We start from the raw sequence: 12,963 nt of genomic DNA, 5'->3' as shown, positions 1-12,963 counted from the left end.
CGAGGCGCCGGTGGCCAGGTTGCCGTTCCAGTCCAGGTTCTTGGCGGTGACGGCCTGGCCGCTCTGCGCCCAGGTGGCGCTCCAGCCCTGGGTGACCTTCTGGGTGGTCGTCGGGAAGCTGAACCCGAGGGTCCAGCCGGTCAGCGGGTCACCGAGGTTCTTGACGGTCACGTTGGCGGTGAAGCCGCCCTGCCAGTCGTTGGTCGTGTAGGTCACGTCACAGGCGACGGCGGCGAGCGCGGGCGAGGCTGCCAGCGCGGTGGTCGTCCCGGCCGCCAGGCTGAGCAGCGCCAGCGCGGCGACTCGTCTCCGGAAGCGTGGGAGCGCTCCCGCTTTGATGGGATATCGATGCATGAAGTGGGCCTCCGGGGGTGAGATCAGCACGAATCTGCTGGTAGTGGCCTCGCGCAGGATCAAGCAAGGGAGAGAGGGGGTGGGAGCGCTCCCATAAGGGATTCTGGGGACAGTCCCGGGGATGTCAATGGCATGTGTCCTCGGTTACGTCGATGTTTCACGGCCCATGCCGCCAGGCTGCTACGATCCGCGCCACTTTTTTCGCAGGCTGTGAAAGTTTCAGGCTTCCCGATCTTGGGGGTCGAGCGCTTGCTTGCGAGGCCGAGTCCGGCCCCGGGGGCCGCCGAACACCGGAGCTCGTGCCGGGATCCGTTTCAGGATCCGGAGAGATGCCACGCGAGGGCGTGCCGCTCGGCGGCACGCCCTCGACGATGCCGGCGGGCGGGCACCCGTCGGGGAGATGTCGATCAGGAGCAGGTGATGTTGGACGGGCCTGGGGTTGCGGGCCCGGTGGCGGTGAACCCGACGACGACGGACTGGCCCGCCCCGAGGTTGGCCGCGTAGCTCGGGGCCTTCGCGGTGAAGGTGGTCCCGCTCTGGGTGACCGTGGCGTTCCAGCCGCTGCCGAGCGTCACCCCGGACGGCATGCTCCAGCTCGCCGACCAGTTGTTCCAGGTCGACGTCCCGGTGTTCTTCACGGTCAGCTCCGCCTGGAAGCCGCCGGACCAGGAGTTCGTGATCGCGTAGGTGGTCTGGCAGGTGGTGGCCGTCGGTGTGGGCGTGGGCGTGGAGGTGCCTCCGCCACCGCCGCCGACCGGTGGGATCAGGTACGGCTGGAGGATGTCCTGCTTGTCCTGATTGATGGAGATCCAGTCGTCCTTGGCGATGCCACCGGTGTCACCCGAGTTGGGATTCCACGACCAGTAGGTGAAGGACATGCCGTTCACCCCGGTGCCGGTGTACTTCATCAGTTCCTGGAGCCAGACCTTGTCCACGGCCGCCTGGAGCGTGGTGCCGAACTCGCCCATCATGATCGGGGCGATGTTCTGCTTGTAGAGATAGCCCCAGTACCTGTCCCAGATCGCGGGCATGTTCGCCGGATAGTTCGGCGCGTCGAACCAGGCCTGGTGGTAAACCGAGGTGGCGTATTCGTGGGGCGAGTAGACCAGCCGGTTCGCCACGTTCAGCCGCACGGGGAACTCTCCGGCCTTGGAGAGGTTGCCGCCCCACCAGCCGCAGTCCTCGTCGTTGCTCGGGTCGTTGTCCCAGACGTTGGACAGGCCACCGCTCGGGCAGCTCACCCCCTCGACGAAGATCAGCCAGTTGGGGTTGACCGACAGCACGGCGTTGCCCGCGCGCTCGGCGGCCAGTCGCCAGTCGCGCGCGGTGTCGCCGCACCCCCAGCACGCCCCGGTGGCCGCCGGGTTGGTGCCCTCGGCGTGCGGTTCGTTGTGCAGGTCGGCGCCGATGACCGTGGTGTTGCCCGCGTACCGCTGGGCAAGGGCCTTCCAGTCGTTGATCCAGGTGCTCTCCGGCGTCGAGGCGACGTACCACAGGGCCGACTGCCCGGCGGCGGTCGGCCGGTGCCGGTCGAGGATGATCCGCATCCCCTTGCTTCCCGCGTAGGCGATGACCTTGTCGAGGATCTGCAGCGGGGTGTTGCCGACCAGATCGGGATTGACGTAGTCGTTGATGCCGCTGGCGACCGCGCCCGGCTTGAGCGCGTCGTTGGAGAACGGCACGCGCAGGGTGTTGTAGCCGAGTGAGGCCATCTTGTCGATCTGGCCCTTCCACGGGTTGCTCGACCACAGCCCGTGGAAGGTCTTGTTGTCGGTCTCCATGCCGAACCAGTTGATGCCGGTCAGCCGGACCGTCGCGCCCGTGCTGTCGACGATCTTGTTACCGGAGGTGCGCAGGTAGCCGGTACCGGTTCCGCCCGCGGCACCCGCGGGAGAGGAGCCGAGCGCGACCGCCAGCGCCGAGGTGACCACGAGCGCCGCGAGCGCCGCCGGCCACCTGCGAACACGCAGGACTTTCATCAAGAGCCCTTCGGGGACGGGATCTGTACGCGGGGAGAGGCCCCCGCGATCGAAGGTGCGGCCGGTCGCGCTCGCCATGGTTCGGCGCTCACCCTGTTCCCGTCAACCGTGTGCGGGACCGTTCCCGCCCCCTCACGGGCGCCCGCGACCCCTCCTAGCTCGCTCTGTACGCTTCCCGTCCCGCCGATCACCAGGTGAAAGTTTCACCCGTCGCGCCACCCGCCGGTCTGCTCACCGGTGGCGGGATACCACCGCGGCAGGCCGGCGCGACGGGCTCAACCGGTCAGGGCCACCGACACGAGCAGGAGCTGTGCCTCCAGCGCGCGGCGGAAATCGTCGGGCAGGGAGCCCTCCCGGTTCCGGTCGGCGATCTTTCCCCAGATCGAGGTGAGGTCGCCGGAGTCCCGGACGCTGTTGGCCAGCACCTGCCGCAGGTCCAGGGCCACGTCCGGGCGGATCCTGCCCTCGTCCTCCCCCTTCGCCAGCACGGCGTTGAAACTCCGCAGGCTCTGGTTGAGGTTCGGGATGGAGGAGCGGACAGCCTCTGTCCAGGGCGTCTGCTCCACCTCCCGCCCGCCCCCCTTGCGGACGGCGGGAGCAGAAGGGGAGGGGCTGGGGCTCGGCGTCGCGCCCGGTTCGGGGAACGCGGTGGCGGGGTCGAGGGCGGCGGCCGGGAGCGTTCCGCGCCCCTGCGGGCCGGCCACCTGGCCGTCGGGGTAGCCGGTGAGCTGGCTCCACACCAGGCCTCCCACCAGCAGTGTCGTCGCCGTCGCCGTGACCATGCTCCAGCGCGTCAGGGTGCCCCTGCCGGTCGAACGGGGCGGCATCAGGGCTTCTGCCAGGCCGTCGGCCACCTCCTGTGCCTTCGGCCGGACCTCGGGCCGAGGTGACAGGCATGTCTGGCAGAGGGCGCTGATCTGTGCGGGCATCCCCGGCACGTCCGCCATCGGCGGGGGGCCCTCCCGCCGGACGTTCTCGATCTCCTCCCAGGTGCGTTCCGGATACGGGGGGTTGCCGGTGAGCATCTCGAACAGCAGCACGCCCAGCGCGTAGACGTCGCTCGCCGGGTCCGCGACGGTGCCGGTCAGCCGCTCGGGCGCCACGTAGGGAGGTGTGCCGTAGTCGGAGGCCCGGTCGTCGCCGTCCTCCCCGATGAACGCCGCGATGCCGAAGTCGAGCAACTTGGCGCCGGTAGAGGTGAGCAGCACGTTGTCGGCGGTGACGTCCCGGTGGACGATCCCCCGCTCGTGGGCGGCGGCCAGCACGGTGGCCAGCCTGGCGGCGATCAGCGCCGCCTCCGCCCACGGCAGCGGGCCCTCGATGATCCGGTCGGCGAGTGGTCGCCCCTCCAGCAGGCGCATCACCACGTAGGCGGCCAGGCGACCGTGCGAGGTCACGGTCTCCCCGTAGTCGTAGACCTCGATCGCGTCGGGGTGGATGAGGCGCGCGGTGGCGCGCGCCTCCCTGCGGATGAGCTCGCGCTCCCCGTGGTCGACGCCGAGTTCGCCGTCCAGCAGCTTGACCGCGACCATCCGCTGCAACGACTGGTCGAAGGCGCGCCAGATGACGCTCATGCCGCCCCAGGCGATCCGTTCCAGCAGCAGGTACCTGCGGGTGAGCACGTCTCCCGCACGGAGTCCGACAGGGTCAGGCGGACTCACGGACCACCAGCTCAGTGGGGAGTACGGGGTTGTCGCGGGATGCGCCTGCCGAGCCCATCGAGAGCAGCAGCAGCCTGGTGGCCAGCGCCGCGAACTCCTCCACCGGCTGACGGACCGTGGTGAGCGTGGGGGAGGTCCGCCGGGCGGCGGGGGCGTCGTCGAAGCCGATGACCGCCACGTCCTCAGGCACCCGGCGGCCGGCCCGGCGCAGGGTCTGCAACGCGGCCGCGGCCATCACGTCGGAGGCCGCGAAGACCGCGTCGAGGTGCGGCATCCGGCGTAACAGCCACTGCATGCCGTGCACCCCCGACGCGTGGCTGAAGTCGCCGTACGCGACCGGCACGCCGGTCATCCCGGCCAGGGTAAGAGTCTGCAGGAACCCGTCGAGCCGGTCACGGGCGGCCGGCAGGGCGGGCGGCCCCGCGATGACGCCGATGGACCGCCGGCCGCCGAGCAGCAGGTGCTCCGCCGCCTGCCTGCCGCCGTCGCGATTGTCCATGTCGACATGGGGGAGGTCGATGCCGTCCGGGGGACGGCCCGCGCTGCGTACCGGGATGCCCGAGGCGGCCAGGGTCACCACGAGCGGGTGCCTGTCGCGCGCGCCGATCAACAGCACGCCGTCGATGCCTCCGGCGACGAGCGGGGGTGTGGCGATGGTGGAGGTGGCCGCCGTGGCGGTCATCACGGCCAGGGGAACGCCGTGCCCGGTGAGAACCTCCTCGGCAGCGGTGATCATTCTCGCGTAGAACGGCTCGGTGAACAGCCGGTGCGCGGGCTCGCAGACCACCACGGCCACGACTTGGTCGGATCGGCGGCCGGAGCCGCCACGGGGAGCGCGATGCCTTACGTAACCGAGACGCGAGATTGCGTCATGCACCTGCCTACGAGTCGATGTGCTGACTCTGACTGAACCGGTGAGTACCCGGGACGCTGTGGCGGGGGAGACCCCTGCCTCTGCTGCGACCTGGGCAAGTGTGGGTAGATCCGTCATAACTTCCTCCACACCAAGATTCCGCACAGGTGGGAGCGCTCCCAGTGAACCTAGCATTGTTTCGGAAGTGTCAAAAGATGTTTCCGAAAAATCACCATGTGTATGTCAAATTTCCCTGACAACCCAGTCAGAGGCAAGTATCGCCATGATTACGGAGTCGTACCATTCACCGTTCATGCGCAGTGCGTCACGGCATACACCCTCCTGAGTGAAGCCGATCTTGCGGTAGACGTGAGCGGCCCGCTCGTTGAACGCGTAGACCTCCAGGCTCACCCGGTGCAGCGGTGTGGAGGTGAAGGCATGGTCGAGGGTCAGCCGGATCGCCTCGGTGCCGTACCCCCTGCCGTAGGCGCGCGGGCCGATCAGCGCGATGCGCAGGTTGCAGGAGAGGTTGCCGGCGTCGAGCTGGTTGAGCACGATCTCGCCCACGTAGGCGTCGTCCTCGGCGGTGCAGATCGCCAGATCCAGCCGGTCGCCGTGGACACCCCGCGAGCCGTACCAGCTCTTGATCGACTCGAACTCCGGTTTGCCGTGCGAGCCGGTCAGCCGGACGGTCTCGGGGTCGTTGACCAGCTCCCAGAGACCGTCCACATGCTCGGGGCCGACCGGCCGGAGCGTCACGTGCTCTCCGGAGAGCGTGGGTTTGTGCGCGAACATCATTCGGTGTGTCTACCGGCCGAAACCTCGCAGGGCAACCGGATCGCCGGAGGCGCCGGTTCTCAGCCGAGGGGAGAGCGCCTCACCAGGGGCCGTACGGCCCCTGGTTGCCGCCCTTGCCGATCTCCCGCACGGCGGGGCGCACGTCGGCGAGGTAGATGCCCGAGGCGATGACGGACGCGATCGTGAAGATGCTCAGCGTGCTGAGATAACCCACCGCGGCGGCGAAGCCGAACAGGGCCGCCAGCCCCAGGATGACCAGCCACAGGTTCTTGCTCTGCTTGCCGGTGACCGCGAACGCCCGTGCGGGGGTCCTCACCGCGTGGACGAGTGCCCAGCCCGACAGCGCGAACACCCCGACGGCCAGGATCCAGAAGACCAGGTCCAGGGCACCGTGGATTTGGATCATCGTCTCTCCAGAACGCTCGCCTCACCGGTTTCCCTCAGCCTAATGCCGAAAGTCCCCTTCGCGGCGTCATCGGCCTCCACGTGCCCGCTCCGGTCGAACACGCTCGGCCGGGGAACGGCCCCCGAACGCCGCAGGACCCGCCCCGGCGGCGCCGGAACGGGTCCTGGAGCTTGACGAGCCCTCGACGGGCTCAGGCCTTGGAGGTGCCGGACTTCGAGGTGCGGGTGCCCTTCTTCTGGGTCGTGGGCCGGGCGGCCTCGGAGAGCTCCTCCAGTTCCAGAGCGGCCTCGCTGCTCGTCTTGGAGACGACCTTGCGGCCGCGGTTGGCGAACTCCTCGTAGAGCTCGGTGGCCCTGCCCGCGAAGTGGTCGGCGTAGTCGCGCGCCTTCACGGGGAAGTCCTTGGCATAGCCCTCGGCCTTGCCGGCGAGCTCCCTGGCCTTCTCCGGGAGGTCCTTCGCGGCCTCGCGGATCTCCTCGCGGCGGCCCTGCAGCCTATGAATCCGCTCCGGAAGCTTCATGAGCTTCTCGACGGCGAAGTCGCCGGCCCCGGCGACGGCGTAGAACGGCTTGGACTCGGCGAGCTTCTTGACTTCGGTGGTGATGGGCATGGGTTAACCTTCCTTGGTTTCCTTTGTGATGTGGCCGTTGCTCGGGGGCGCCGCGTAGGGTTTCAACGCGGTGAGATATTCCCCGGGCAGCGGTACCTCGTCGTCAGGCGAGGAGCCCGCGTCACCCTGCCGGGGCTCCGGTGCGGGATGCGCTTTCTGGGAGGTCTGCGCATCCTCGTCCGGAGCCTCGGCCCGGTTCTCCTTGCGAAACGACTCATAGATGTCGATCAGCACCTGGCGCTGGCGCTCGGTGATGAGGTGGTCGGCTCTGATCGCGGTCAGCACGTCGCTGTCCGGCTCGCGCTCCTCGATGAGACCGGCCTGGACATAGAGCGCCTGCGACGAGATGTGCAGGCCCTTGGCGATCTGGTTCAGTATCTCGGCGCTGGGCTTGCGCAGCCCGCGCTCGATCTGGCTCAGGTAGGGGTTGGAGACCCCCGCCGCCGCGGCGAGCTGACGCAGGGAGATTTTCGCGTGCGTGCGCTGCTCGCGGATGTACTCACCGATCGAGCCGACCTTGGGTAGTGCCATACCTTGAGTCTGCCTCACCATGCTTGCAATTGCAAACGCCATGGCTAACACTTGCAAGCGTTTTGGGGTGAAGTTGTATCAGGATCGGCCGGTACGCCGAGGTGAGGTCAGTGCGGGATCAGCCAGAGCAGCGGGGCCGAGGCCGTCAGGGTGACGGAGAAGGCGACGATGGCGTAGCGGACCCCGATCGGCAGGATCGGGCCCGGTGTCACCAGGCGCTCGACTCTGGCCATCACGGCGGCGGACGACGAGGTCGCGGCGCCCAGCGCGCCGTGCGGCGCGGGGACGGCGCCCGCCGTGCCGAAGCGCAGCAGGGCGGTCGCCAGGCGGCGTGGGGAGCAGTAGCGGCGGGCGACGTCGTCGGCGGCCATCTCCACCAGCAGACTGACCTCGCTCTGCGCGTCCTTGACCACGCGCGACCAGGGCAGGGCCCTGCGCAGCGCGGCGAAGGGCAGCAGCACCAGGTCGTGTCGCTCGCGCACATGGGCGGTCTCGTGGGCGAGCACCGCGGTCAGCTCGTCGGCGGAGAGCAGTTTCAGCGCACCCGCGCTGACCACCACCTGGGAGCGGAGGCCGGGCACGCAGTAGGCGGTGGCGCCCGGGTGGTCGAGCACCCGTACACCGGGGACCACCGGGTCCTCCCTGGCGATCAGGGCGAGCAGGGTGCGGTGGCGGTGCCGGGCGCGGAACGTCTGCACGCCCGCGGCGAGGAGCACCATGATCAGCACGGCGAGCGCCGTCAGCCCGGCTATGAGCGCGACGATCCTCGAAAGGTCGTATGGCTGGGGTAATCCCCGGCCGCCACCGAACGCGGAGGCGGCGAAGCCGGCCAGGCCGTGCAGCACACCCTGGCCATAGGGCTCCAGCGCGTAGCCGAGCAGAGCGCCCGTCCCGGCCAGCCCCCAGGTGACCCCCAGCGCCTGCCACAGCACGATGGCCACGTGCGGAGCGCGGTAGGTCCACCGTGCCCTGGTGAACCGCCAGGCGCCGACCGTGCAGGCCAGGGCGAGCGTCGCCAGGGCTGCCGCGGTCATTTACTCGTCCTCCAGCTCCTCCTCAAGGCCGGTCAGGGCCCTGCGCAGGATGTCGGCTTCGGTGCCGGTGACGGCCTGGGCGAACCGGGTGAGGGCCGCCGACCGGTCACCGGTCAGATCCAGCGCCTCCAGCATAAGCTCCGCGACGTAGGCGTCGCGGCTCTCCGCGGACGCGTACCGCCACGCGCGCCCGTCGCGGGTGCGGACCAGGAAGCCTTTGCGGGTGAGCCGGTCGAGCACGGTCATCACGGTGGTCGGCGCCAGGTCGCGGTCGGATATCAGGCGTCCGACCTCCCGTGCCGTCACGGGGGATGATTGTGCCCAGATGATGTCCATGATGCTGCGTTCAAGCTCGCCGAGACCCTTCACACCGTCAAGACTAACCCCCGCACCACGAGGGGTAGTACTACGGGTTGTCGAGTGATGCGTTTCGCGGCGTACCCGCTCGTCTCGCGCGCTCCGCTCAGGGCGCGGCAGAGTCTAGCCGGTCATCTCGGGGCGACCGCGGCCCAGGGGAGGGTGATCTCACCGAGCCGCCAGCGCGACCGGCCGCCGAGCGGGGGGCGCTCGGCCAGCGGCCAGGTCGCGGCGAGCGTCTTCGCGGAGGCGATCCAGCGCTGGCGGGAACCGTAGGAGCCGAAGGGCGCGTTGACCGCCCAGGCGTGGTCGAAGTCACGCAGGAAGGCGTGGACGGGCTCACCGGGGACGTTGCGGTGGATGAGCGTCTTGGGCAGCCGGTCGGCCAGATCCGAGGGGCGCTCGAAGGAGTCGAAGCGGGCCGAGAGGGTCAGTGTCCGGGGACCCGAGCGGTCGAGCCCGACCCAGACCGCGCGGTGGCCCACCTCCGAGCAGGTGCCCTCGACGATCACCCCGTCCGGCGCGAGCCGCTCGCGGAGCATCGCCCAGTACTCCCACGCCTGCGCCTCGCCGTACTGCCGCAGCACGTTGAACGCCCTGACCAGCAGGGGCGGCCGGTCCACCGGCAACTCGAAGCCGCCAAGCGCGAAGGACAGCCCCGGGCGCTCGTGGGGTCTGGCCGCCGCGACCCTGGCCGGGTCGATCTCGACGCCGACGACCTCGACCGAGGGGCAGATCCGGCGCAGCCGCAGGAACATCTCCAGGGTCGTGGTGTGCGAGGCCCCGTAGCCGAGGTCGACCACCAGCGGGCGGTCGGCGGCGCGCAGCAGGCGGCCGTGCGCGGCGACGACCCACCGGTCGGCCCGCCGCAGGCGGTTGTGACCGGTGGTCCCCCTGGTGATCTCCCCTATCGGCTTGGACATGGTTCAGACGCGGTGGAGCTTGTGCTGGGCGGCCTGGGCCCGGGGGCGCATGACGAGGCGGTCGATGTTCACGTGGGCCGGCCGGGTCACGCACCAGGCGATGGCGTCGGCCACGTCGTCGGCGGTGAGCGGGCCGGGCACGCCCCGGTAGACCTCGTCGGCGGCGGCGGAGTCGCCGCGGAAGCGGTTCAGCGAGAACTCCTCGGTATGGACCAGCCCGGGGGCGATCTCGACGACCCTGACCGGCCGGCCGACCAGCTCCAGCCTGAGCACCTCGGTCATCGAGGTCTGCGCGTGCTTGGCCGCGTTGTAGCCGCCGCCGCCCTCGTACGAGACGAGCCCGGCCACCGAGGTCAGCATCACCAGCACGCCGTCGCCGGACTCGATCAGCCGGGGTAGCAGCGCCTGGGTGACGCGGAGCGTGCCGAGCACGTTGACGTCGTACATCCGCTGCCAGTCCGCGACGTCCCCGCTCGCCACGGGCTCCAGGCCGATCGCGCCACCGGCGTTGTTGATCAGCACGTCACAGCGGTCGAGCGAGGAGGCCAGCTCGTCCACCGACTCCTGCGACGTCACGTCCAGGGTGACCGCGCGGATGCCGGGCACCTCGGCGGCCAGCGCCTCCAGCCGCTCCCGGCGCCGTGCCGCGGCCACCACGTCGAAGCCCTCCGCGGCCAGCCGGCGGGCTGTCGCCTCGCCGATCCCACTGCTGGCCCCTGTCACCACAGCTGTCCTCTTCATGACCCTCCATCCTGCCAGGACCACCCCGCACGGACCCTTCTGCGGTGATGTGTCGGGAATGTTGCGGATTCTCAGGTGGTTGAGCCCACTCGGAGGTGGTGTCGGTGAGGCGACGGCGGGTCAACCGAGTCGCGACGATCAGCATGCACACGTCCCCCCTGGACCAGCCGGGAACCGGGGACGCGGGCGGTATGAACGTCTATATCGTCGAGGTGGCCAAACGCCTGGCCGAACTCGGGGTGGAGGTGGAGATCTTCACCCGGCAGACATCCCGGGACCTGCCACCGGTCGCGGAGATCGTCCCGGGCGTCTCGGTCCGCCACGTCACCGCCGGACCGTACGAGGAGCTCGACAAGGGCGACCTGCCAGGCCAGCTCTGCGCCTTCCTGTCGGGCGTGCTGCGCGCCGAGGCCATGTACGAGCCGGGCCGCTACGACGTCATCCACTCCCACTACTGGCTCTCCGGCCAGGTGGGCTGGCTGGCCAAGGAGCGCTGGGGCCTGCCGCTGGTGCACACCATGCACACCATGGCCAAGGTGAAGAACCTCCTGCTGGCCGAGGACGACAAGCCCGAGCCGACGGCCCGGGTACTGGGCGAACAGCAGGTCGTGGACGTCGCCGACCGCCTGGTGGCCAACACCCCCGCCGAGGCCAGTGATCTCGTCGAGCTGTACGGGGCGGCCCCCGCCAGGGTCGAGGTGGTCAACCCCGGCGTGAGCCTCAGGGTCTTCCAGCCCGCCTCCAAAGGCGCGGCCCGGCACAGGCTAGGGCTGCCGCAGGATGCCCACGTGCTGCTCTTCGTGGGCCGCGTGCAGCCGCTGAAGGCCCCGGACGTGCTGCTGCGCGCCGCGGCCAGGATGCTCCTCGAAGATCCCTCGCTCAGGTCGAGACTGGTCGTCGTCTGCGTCGGCGGCCCCAGCGGCAACGGCCTGGCCAGGCCCTCGTACCTCACCGACGTGGCCGTCTCGCTGGGGATCTCCGACGTGGTCAGGATCGTTCCACCGGCGCCCCAGCACGAGCTGGCCGACTGGTACCGCGCGGCCGATGTGACGGTCGTCCCCTCGCACAACGAGTCGTTCGGCCTGGTGGCCCTGGAGTCCCAGGCATGCGGCACCCCTGTCGCCGCCGCGTCCGTGGGCGGGCTGCGCACCGCGGTGCGCGACGGCGTCTCCGGGGTGCTCGTCGAGGGGCACGACCCCCATGACTGGGCGCGGGTGCTCGGCCGGTTCGTGTACGCCCCCGCCTGGCGGGAGGCGCTGTCCGCGGCCGCGGTGGCCCACGCGGCGGCCTTCGGCTGGTCGGCCACCGCGGCCAGGCTGGCGGATGTCTACGCCGGGGCGATGGCGAACCTGCACCGGGTCCCCATCGCGGTCAATTCATGAGACCCGCTCGTAGGCTGGGCCCATGCGCGAAGTGATCGAGGCGGCGCTGAAGAGCGCGGACGTCTCCTACGAGCAGCCCAGGCCGGGGGCCTTCCTGGTGAGGCTCCCCGGCCAGCACAAGCTCGCCACCATGACCTGGCTGATCGTCGGCGACCAGGCCCTGCACGTGGAGGCGTTCTTCTGCCGCCGGCCGGACGAGAACCACGCCGAGTTCTACCGCTGGCTGCTCACCAAGAACGGCTCCATGTACGGGGTGCACTTCGCCCTCGACTCGATCGGTGACGTCTACCTCGTGGGCCGGGCCCCGTTGGGGGCGATCACCGAAGAGGAGATCGACCGCCTTCTCGGGTGCGTGCTCACCTACTCCGACGAGGGGTTCGACCGCGCCCTGGAGCTGGGTTTCGCCACCTCGATCCGGCGCGAGTGGGAGTGGCGTGCCAAGCGCGGTGAGTCGCTCGCCAACCTCCAGGCATTCGCCCGCTTCGCCGATCCCGAGCGCTGAGGGGCACCGGGGGATGCCCACTAAGCTTGTCGGTATGTCGACTTTGGTGCTGCTCCGGCACGGTGAGAGTGAATGGAACGCCAAGGGTCTGTTCACCGGATGGGTGGACGCGGGACTCTCGGCCAAGGGCGAGGAGGAGGCACGGCGCGGAGGAAGGCTGCTGCTCGACGCCGGGGTGCGACCCGACGTGGTGCACACCTCGCTGCTGACCAGGGCGACCCAGACGGCCAACCTCGCACTGGGCGCCGCCGACCTGCTCTGGCTGCCGGTCTCCCGGTCCTGGCGGCTCAACGAGCGCCACTACGGCGCCCTGCAGGGCAAGGACAAGGCGCAGACGCGGGCCGAGTTCGGAGACGAGCAGTTCATGCTCTGGCGTCGCTCCTACGACGTCCCGCCGCCCGCGATCGCCGACGACGACGAGTTCTCCCAGTCCGGCGACCCCCGCTACGCGCTGCTGCCGAGCGAGCTTCTGCCCAGGACCGAGTGCCTCAAGGACGTCGTCGAGCGCATGCTGCCCTACTGGTACGACCAGATCGTGCCCGACCTCGCGGCCGGTAGGAGCGTGCTGGTCGTCGCGCACGGCAACTCGCTTCGGGCGCTGGTCAAGCACCTGGACGGGATCGGCGACGACGAGATCGCCGGGCTCAACATCCCCACCGGCATCCCGCTCCAGTACGAGCTGGACGCGGACTTCCACCCCGTCACCAGGGGCGGCCGGTACCTCGACCCCGCCGCCGCCGAGGCCGCCATCGAGGCGGTGGCCAACCAGGGCAAGTAGTCCCGGCCTCATCCGCAGGAACACCAGGAGGGCCCGCCGGATCCGGCGGGCCCT

The 12,963-nt window shown here is 70.0% G+C and carries 15 protein-coding genes; 3 read left to right on the top strand and 12 right to left on the bottom strand.

Features of this window, described 5'->3' with window-relative positions; translation table 11 throughout:
* The 12 genes from ABZU75_RS29775 to ABZU75_RS29720 form a co-directional block, all read right to left on the bottom strand.
* Positions 1-384 (bottom strand): cellulose binding domain-containing protein (locus ABZU75_RS29775; RefSeq protein WP_355561155.1); only part of this gene is annotated, 384 nt, incomplete at its 3' end.
* A 377-nt stretch (positions 385-761) separates the two neighbouring features.
* Positions 762-2,333: a cellulase family glycosylhydrolase gene (locus ABZU75_RS29770; protein WP_355561152.1), complete on the bottom strand. Its 1,572-nt coding sequence runs from the start codon at positions 2,331-2,333 to the stop codon at positions 762-764.
* 275 nt (positions 2,334-2,608) lie between these two features.
* Entirely contained in the window at positions 2,609-3,955 is a 1,347-nt protein-coding gene (locus ABZU75_RS29765; RefSeq protein WP_355561149.1) for a serine/threonine-protein kinase, read from the bottom strand.
* Between the two features lie 25 nt (positions 3,956-3,980).
* A complete protein-coding gene (locus ABZU75_RS29760) occupies positions 3,981-4,985 on the bottom strand; it encodes a LacI family DNA-binding transcriptional regulator (protein WP_355561146.1) in 1,005 nt (334 codons plus the stop codon).
* A gap of 105 nt (positions 4,986-5,090) precedes the next feature.
* Entirely contained in the window at positions 5,091-5,645 is a 555-nt protein-coding gene (locus tag ABZU75_RS29755) for a GNAT family protein (RefSeq protein ID WP_355561143.1), read from the bottom strand.
* Between the two features lie 79 nt (positions 5,646-5,724).
* Positions 5,725-6,051 carry a DUF2516 family protein gene (locus tag ABZU75_RS29750; RefSeq protein ID WP_350911224.1) on the bottom strand — a complete coding sequence of 109 codons (327 nt, stop codon included), beginning with the start codon at positions 6,049-6,051 and terminating at the stop codon, positions 5,725-5,727.
* A gap of 190 nt (positions 6,052-6,241) precedes the next feature.
* The gene (locus tag ABZU75_RS29745) at positions 6,242-6,661 is read right to left on the bottom strand and encodes a hypothetical protein (RefSeq protein ID WP_355561139.1); all 420 of its coding nucleotides are present in this window, start codon (positions 6,659-6,661) and stop codon (positions 6,242-6,244) included.
* A 3-nt stretch (positions 6,662-6,664) separates the two neighbouring features.
* Entirely contained in the window at positions 6,665-7,192 is a 528-nt protein-coding gene (locus ABZU75_RS29740) for a helix-turn-helix transcriptional regulator (protein ID WP_350911228.1), read from the bottom strand.
* Positions 7,193-7,299: 107 nt separating this feature from the next.
* Positions 7,300-8,226 (bottom strand): M56 family metallopeptidase, encoded by a 927-nt coding sequence (locus ABZU75_RS29735; protein WP_355561135.1) that lies wholly within the window; start codon positions 8,224-8,226, stop codon positions 7,300-7,302.
* Positions 8,227-8,595, bottom strand: coding sequence for a BlaI/MecI/CopY family transcriptional regulator (locus ABZU75_RS29730; protein WP_350911232.1), 369 nt, complete (start codon positions 8,593-8,595; stop codon positions 8,227-8,229).
* Between the two features lie 119 nt (positions 8,596-8,714).
* A complete protein-coding gene (locus ABZU75_RS29725; protein ID WP_355561132.1) occupies positions 8,715-9,506 on the bottom strand; it encodes a class I SAM-dependent methyltransferase in 792 nt (263 codons plus the stop codon).
* 3 nt (positions 9,507-9,509) lie between these two features.
* Positions 9,510-10,247: an SDR family oxidoreductase gene (locus ABZU75_RS29720; protein ID WP_355561129.1), complete on the bottom strand. Its 738-nt coding sequence runs from the start codon at positions 10,245-10,247 to the stop codon at positions 9,510-9,512.
* 98 nt (positions 10,248-10,345) lie between these two features.
* On the opposite strand from ABZU75_RS29720, the gene mshA reads away from it, so the two are divergent.
* Genes mshA through ABZU75_RS29705 form a run of 3 tightly spaced genes read left to right on the top strand, consistent with a single transcriptional unit; the run spans position 10,346 to position 12,909 of the window.
* A complete protein-coding gene (gene mshA / locus ABZU75_RS29715) occupies positions 10,346-11,629 on the top strand; it encodes a D-inositol-3-phosphate glycosyltransferase (protein WP_355561126.1) in 1,284 nt (427 codons plus the stop codon).
* Between the two features lie 22 nt (positions 11,630-11,651).
* The gene (locus ABZU75_RS29710; protein ID WP_355561123.1) at positions 11,652-12,131 is read left to right on the top strand and encodes a YbjN domain-containing protein; all 480 of its coding nucleotides are present in this window, start codon (positions 11,652-11,654) and stop codon (positions 12,129-12,131) included.
* A 34-nt stretch (positions 12,132-12,165) separates the two neighbouring features.
* Positions 12,166-12,909, top strand: a complete 744-nt coding sequence (locus ABZU75_RS29705; protein WP_355561120.1) for a phosphoglyceromutase — start codon at positions 12,166-12,168, stop codon at positions 12,907-12,909.
* The last annotated feature ends 54 nt before the right edge of the window (positions 12,910-12,963 follow it).

Origin of the sequence: Streptosporangium sp. NPDC005286, assembly GCF_040607515.1 — a bacterium.
GTDB lineage: Bacteria > Actinomycetota > Actinomycetes > Streptosporangiales > Streptosporangiaceae > Streptosporangium.
Note: the sequence above shows the minus strand (reverse complement) of the source record. Positions and strands in the feature narration are given on the sequence as shown.

Excerpts from the sequence above, each read along its gene's own strand:
- ABZU75_RS29750 (WP_350911224.1), bottom strand. The coding sequence starts at position 6,051 with ATGATCCAAATCCACGGTGCCCTGGACCTGGTCTTCTGGATCCTGGCC.
- ABZU75_RS29760 (WP_355561146.1), bottom strand. The coding sequence starts at position 4,985 with ATGACGGATCTACCCACACTTGCCCAGGTCGCAGCAGAGGCAGGGGTC.
- ABZU75_RS29720 (WP_355561129.1), bottom strand. The coding sequence starts at position 10,247 with ATGAAGAGGACAGCTGTGGTGACAGGGGCCAGCAGTGGGATCGGCGAG.
- ABZU75_RS29705 (WP_355561120.1), top strand. The coding sequence starts at position 12,166 with ATGTCGACTTTGGTGCTGCTCCGGCACGGTGAGAGTGAATGGAACGCC.
- ABZU75_RS29745 (WP_355561139.1), bottom strand. The coding sequence starts at position 6,661 with ATGCCCATCACCACCGAAGTCAAGAAGCTCGCCGAGTCCAAGCCGTTC.
- ABZU75_RS29735 (WP_355561135.1), bottom strand. The coding sequence starts at position 8,226 with ATGACCGCGGCAGCCCTGGCGACGCTCGCCCTGGCCTGCACGGTCGGC.
- ABZU75_RS29740 (WP_350911228.1), bottom strand. The coding sequence starts at position 7,192 with ATGGCACTACCCAAGGTCGGCTCGATCGGTGAGTACATCCGCGAGCAG.
- ABZU75_RS29725 (WP_355561132.1), bottom strand. The coding sequence starts at position 9,506 with ATGTCCAAGCCGATAGGGGAGATCACCAGGGGGACCACCGGTCACAAC.
- ABZU75_RS29710 (WP_355561123.1), top strand. The coding sequence starts at position 11,652 with ATGCGCGAAGTGATCGAGGCGGCGCTGAAGAGCGCGGACGTCTCCTAC.
- ABZU75_RS29755 (WP_355561143.1), bottom strand. The coding sequence starts at position 5,645 with ATGATGTTCGCGCACAAACCCACGCTCTCCGGAGAGCACGTGACGCTC.
- ABZU75_RS29770 (WP_355561152.1), bottom strand. The coding sequence starts at position 2,333 with ATGAAAGTCCTGCGTGTTCGCAGGTGGCCGGCGGCGCTCGCGGCGCTC.